General features: G+C 48.2%; 5 protein-coding genes. 4 read left to right on the forward strand and 1 reads right to left on the reverse strand.

Annotation, left to right across the window (positions count from 1 at the left end):
* Positions 1-23 precede the first annotated feature (23 nt).
* Positions 24-257 carry a photosystem I reaction center subunit PsaK gene (locus RMO52_RS03030; RefSeq protein ID WP_309742191.1) on the reverse strand — a complete coding sequence of 78 codons (234 nt, stop codon included), beginning with the start codon at positions 255-257 and terminating at the stop codon, positions 24-26.
* A gap of 119 nt (positions 258-376) precedes the next feature.
* Between RMO52_RS03030 and RMO52_RS03035 the strand changes: the two genes are divergently transcribed.
* From RMO52_RS03035 to RMO52_RS03050, 4 genes are all read left to right on the forward strand, one after another.
* The gene (locus RMO52_RS03035; RefSeq protein ID WP_309742190.1) at positions 377-1012 is read left to right on the forward strand and encodes a phosphoribosylanthranilate isomerase; all 636 of its coding nucleotides are present in this window, start codon (positions 377-379) and stop codon (positions 1010-1012) included.
* Positions 1013-1115: 103 nt separating this feature from the next.
* Positions 1116-2024, forward strand: a complete 909-nt coding sequence (locus RMO52_RS03040; RefSeq protein WP_309742189.1) for a hypothetical protein — start codon at positions 1116-1118, stop codon at positions 2022-2024.
* Between the two features lie 223 nt (positions 2025-2247).
* Positions 2248-4392, forward strand: coding sequence for a serine/threonine-protein kinase (locus RMO52_RS03045; RefSeq protein ID WP_310410727.1), 2145 nt, complete (start codon positions 2248-2250; stop codon positions 4390-4392).
* An 86-nt stretch (positions 4393-4478) separates the two neighbouring features.
* Positions 4479-5222: o-succinylbenzoate synthase (locus RMO52_RS03050; protein ID WP_310410729.1), on the forward strand; the 744-nt coding region annotated here is incomplete at its 3' end.

Here is a 5222-nt window from a genome sequence, read left to right on the forward strand (position 1 = left end):
TAGTAACAGGTACGCGATCGCCATTAGATGATGCCGATGTTTGTCAGCCCGAGGACGAAGCCAACGCCCAAAATATGCCCAAAGCTCATCGCAGCAACTAGTTCGGCCCAACTAAAAATCCCTGCGCGACTGTTTAATTTAGCAATAATTGCCGCGATCGCGACTGCAAACAAGTTACAAATAATCATCACAAATGCTGTATTAAACCCCCAAGGTTCGGTATGCGGAATCGCGGCAATAATTAAGTTATTTAACAAAAAACTCGACTCCCGATCGCAACTCATGTATGGCAATTATTAGTTAGTCGGGGCGATTGTCGATCGACTTCCGCTGACTAATTCACAAAAATTAATACATTTAACCCTAATTAACACTAATGCGGATTAAAATTTGCGGAATAACTACTGTCGAACAGGGACTGGCAATTGCGAAAATGGGTGCGACAGATATCGGCTTGATCTGCGTCCCTGGCTCGCCGCGCTACCTGACGCTCTCCAAATTACAGGAACTCGTCGCCCAGCTCGCGGACGCGGCGAATACAGTGGGGGTCTTTGCCGATTTTTCGGTAACTACCATCGCCCATGTCGTCACCCTCACCAATCTCGCCACCGTTCAGCTCCACGGTACCGAATCGATCGAATTTTGTCAGGAATTACGGCAAGCACTCCCCGAGACAGAAATTATCAAAGCATGGCGCGTCCAGACGAGTAGCGATCTTGCCACTATCCAAACCTATAGTCCCGTCGTCGATGGTTTGCTCTTGGACGCCTATCATCCCGACGCCCTCGGCGGGACGGGACACACCATCGACTGGCAACAGTTGTCAGCCTTTAAACCCTCAATTCCGTGGCTATTAGCTGGCGGGTTAACGCCTGATAATATTGGCATGGCTTTGAGCCAACTGCAACCCGATGGGATCGACCTCTCCAGCGGGGTAGAAGTCTCGCCAGGGCAGAAAAATTTAGATTTGGTCGATCGGTTATTTACCAACTTACGGAGTAGATTAGGCTAAAATAAAGACTCAAATATTTGCGATCCGTATTGGCACCGCCGCGATTCGAGCGAGTCGCCGCAATTACACACACATTACAAATTTGGAGTCAAGAGGCGATCGCATGGATAGCAGTAAAATCATCAATGTCGATGCACCAGGGGAAAAGCCACCGAGCGCGACAGCAGCAGATGTCAGTCAGCGACAGCCACTGGGAGATCTTCCTGACATCGATTCGATCGATTTACGCACCGAAACGTTGGCTACTATCGATCGATTACAACAGCATCTAATCGCAGAATTTCAAAGCGATATTAGTGAAATTCAAGAACGATTGAATAAATCATTTCGGCAATTCTTACTGGCAAAAGAACACGAACGGATGCCATTCTTGCAACGCGTGATGACTTCACATATTGAAAACATGGAAGACGAGCGCGGGTTTCCGCCGCGTCATCCAGTTCACTGGTTTAAATCTAAATTAGAATTTAGTTCGACGGGTGTTTTGGAATTTGATTTCAAAAAAGATGCCGAAGTATTTATCGAATCAGCCTTAAATTATATCGAGACTGAAATTAAAGAGCAACTGCTACAGAGACAACAAGCAACGATCGCGCTGGTCGATCGGCAAATCGTCGAACTCCAATCCACCCTTGCCGTTCGGCTCCAACCAGTTGCCAAGCTCCGCCGGATAATTATTACGGAGTATGTCAATAGCTTCATCCAAGCCGAAAAGTTAATTATTAAAGTTATCGATAGCTTTTATTTCGTGAGCATGGGAGCGAGATTTAATCCCAAGCAAGAATTAATTTATAGTGAAGTGTGCGTGCGACCGACAGGGATCTTCGATCGCAGCAAAGATGACGATAAACCCACCCAATTAAAGTATGCAATTTCTTGCGATCGACTCGTAGACATCATGAATGAATCGATCGGTCGATCGGTCGATCGGATCGGGCAACAAACTCAAGCGTATCTAACTGATGAACTAGTACCTAAAATCGATAAGTTGTTTGAGGATTTAGCTAGTTAAAAGTGGCACGATCGAGATCGATCTCATGCAGTCGTCATGTTTGGTTATCACGCAAACCAACCGCCTATTTAAACGAGCTGAAAATCTTATCGCGATCGAACAATAAAGTAAAACAGTTTCCCTCCAACTCCCAACTCCCAACTCCCATCTACCCTCTACTCTTCACATAGGCAGTGTCAACGCATCAAAGGGTATCCTAGAAAAGAGCTGTATCTTCTTGGCAATGACCATATTCTGCCCTAACGGACACGATAACCCTGACACCAATCGGTTTTGTCAAGCCTGCGGTAGTCAGTTAGCCGCCCCTGTCAATCATTCCATGACAATTGGGGTACTACTTGGCGATCGTTACCGGATTACTAGAGAAATCGGTCAAGGTGGTTTTGGGCGGACTTATCTGTGTGAAGATGTCAATCGCTTCAACGAACTCTGCGTCCTCAAAGAATTTGCGCCGCAAGTTCAGGGTACGGCTTTACTAACTAAAGCTCAACAATTATTCGAGCGGGAAGCTGGGGTGATGTATCAACTTCAACACCCCCAAATTCCCCGGTTTCGGGAAATGTTTCGCGTCAATCGCGGTGGTGTCGGACAGCTATTTTTAGTGCAGGATTATGTCGCTGGTGACAATTATCAGCAGCGCCTGCGCCAAAAGCGCAAGCAGGGCAAAACCTTCACCGAAGCCGAAATTACGCAGTTTCTTACTCAAATTCTCCCCGTACTGAGCTACATTCATTCCCTCGGCGTCATTCATCGCGATATCTCTCCCGACAATCTGATCTCCCGCAATAGCGACGGCTTACCAGTGCTGATCGATTTTGGCGGCGTCAAACAAGTCGCGGTAAATGCCGCCACTCAGTATATGGGTGCCAATCTCGAACACAGCGAAGTCCCGACACGATTGGGCAAAGTCGGTTATGCACCCAACGAGCAAATGCAGCGCGGCGTTGTCTTTCCACACAGCGACTTGTACGCACTGGCGGCGACAACCCTCGTCTTGCTCACCGGGAAAGAACCGCCAGAATTGATCGATCCGCAAAACTTCACCTGGAACTGGCGCGAACATATCAGCCTGAGTCCCAAACTAGCGAGTATCATCGATCGAATGCTCCAACTCCGTCCGCACGATCGATTTGCATCCGCCCAGGATATCCTCACAGCCCTGGCAAGTGAGAATTTGATGCCAAAGCCTCAAGCCGTCTACCCACCGACCATGCAGCCAGCCCAGGTGCAATCAGGCAAGTCTCAAGTTCCCACCGTAGTCGCTCAGCCCCAACCGAAACCCCCAGCAGCGCCGATAGTCGCCGCCAAATCGACCGAATCTTCCCTCCTCCAAGTTCTCGGACAAACTTGGGTTGCCATTGCGGGAATTGTCGGTGCTGTTGGATTAGGCTGGTTGGTGGCGAGCCTCACCTCCAAGCGTCCTCAACCCACTAGCTCGCCCGCTAGGAGTAATCTATCCACAGCCGCTCCCAGTCAAAATGATGCTCGGCTCGCAACTAGTAATCCCACCCCGACATCGATAATCGGTACTACACCAATCGCCGCCCTCGCACCACCATTTCCCACCGTTCTAGTCGGTAAAGGCGTCAATACTCAAGCCTACGGTAATGCCGTCACACAAGTATTTATCAGCCAAAATCCCCAAATTCAGACAGTCAAAACTGACGACACTCAAGTCCGCGCCCAAGTAGAGACGATCGCCAACGATTTAGGTGGTAAATTAACTCAGCATCTCAGTAGCGATGCCATCCAAAGAATCGGTCAATATAGTGGTAGAGATCGATCGAATTGGAAAGCACAAATTAATAAATTACATCTAAGCGAACGCGCCTTAATCGAGCTAACCAATGCCAAATATCGGTCGATTACTGAATATTCGGCTCAGAAATTGGGACTGGGATTCGATCGATTTCTCACAACCCCAATGGGGCAAATCTATCTCGCCACCATGTTCGACCGAGTTCAAGCGATTGGGGCACAACAAGCGATGTCGGAAATTGTTTTTCCTGTCGGTGGCAATAACGGTACAGTCAGCGGCACACTCCAACCGGGAGTAGGTAAAGTGTACATCGCTAGTTTAGCTGGCGGTCAAGATATCGCGATCGATATTCAAGCCGACTCACCTACTAAGCTCTCAATTTATCCACCCACGTCCAGGCTTCCCGCCATCCTTACCACCGCTTCAACTAATAATTGGTCTGGTAAAACTAGTGTTAATGGCTATCATGAATTTGTCCTAGTTTCGCAGAGCGATCGACCGTTTGCCTACAAGTTAAAACTTACCGCTGCCGATCTAAAACCGACTCCCAATTATCTCAAGCCTACATCTAGAGAGCGTTTCGATCGCGATAAAAAATCGTTCTGGTAAAACCAATATTGCGATCGCTAAATAAGAAGTAAATAATTAGGTAGGTGCAATTATTTATGAAATAGGTTGTGCCTGAAACCTAGTCGGTGGGCAGTGCCCACCCTACTTTTCTATCCACTATCCACTATTCACTATCCACTATCCACTATTCACACTATCCCCTATCCACTATCCACTACCAATTTACCTATTCAACTTATCAACGTCCCTTTCGACAACCGTTGAAAACTAGTCATGGGAGCTGGGAAATCAGAGCGGGGATAATTATTACACTGACAGATGGTGCGGGGAGATCCTATCAAGGCGAGATCGCACCGATACCGTGGTTTGGTTCAGAATCGATCGAGCAGGCACTATCCTGGTGTCAACAGCTCGGCGATAAGATTACTACCGCCCAAATTTATCGAATCCCCGATACTTTACCCGCCTGTCAATTTGGGTTTGGGAGTGCCCTCATTGCTTTCGATCCTCAGCCGTCAATTGCGGTATCGCCTCTGGATATGAGCGCGTTGCTCCCTTCAGGAACGGCAGCAATCGAGCGATTACAGGCTTTGTCTGCCCAAGGATACTCCACCTTCAAATGGAAGATTGGCGTACTGCCGATCGCCCAGGAGATGCCAATCTGGAGACAATTAATCGCAGCTTTACCCGCTGCTGCCAAACTCCGACTCGATGCCAATGGTGGTTTAACTTATCCCCTCGCCGAGCAGTGGTTAGAAACTTGTAGCCAGGAAGCGCGGATCGAATTTATCGAGCAACCGCTGGGCGTAGATGAGATCGATCGGACGATCGAATTAGCCCAAAAATATCATACCCCGATCGCCCTAGAT

This window comes from Chamaesiphon sp. OTE_8_metabat_110 (genome assembly GCF_031382685.1).
GTDB lineage: Bacteria > Cyanobacteriota > Cyanobacteriia > Cyanobacteriales > Chamaesiphonaceae > Chamaesiphon.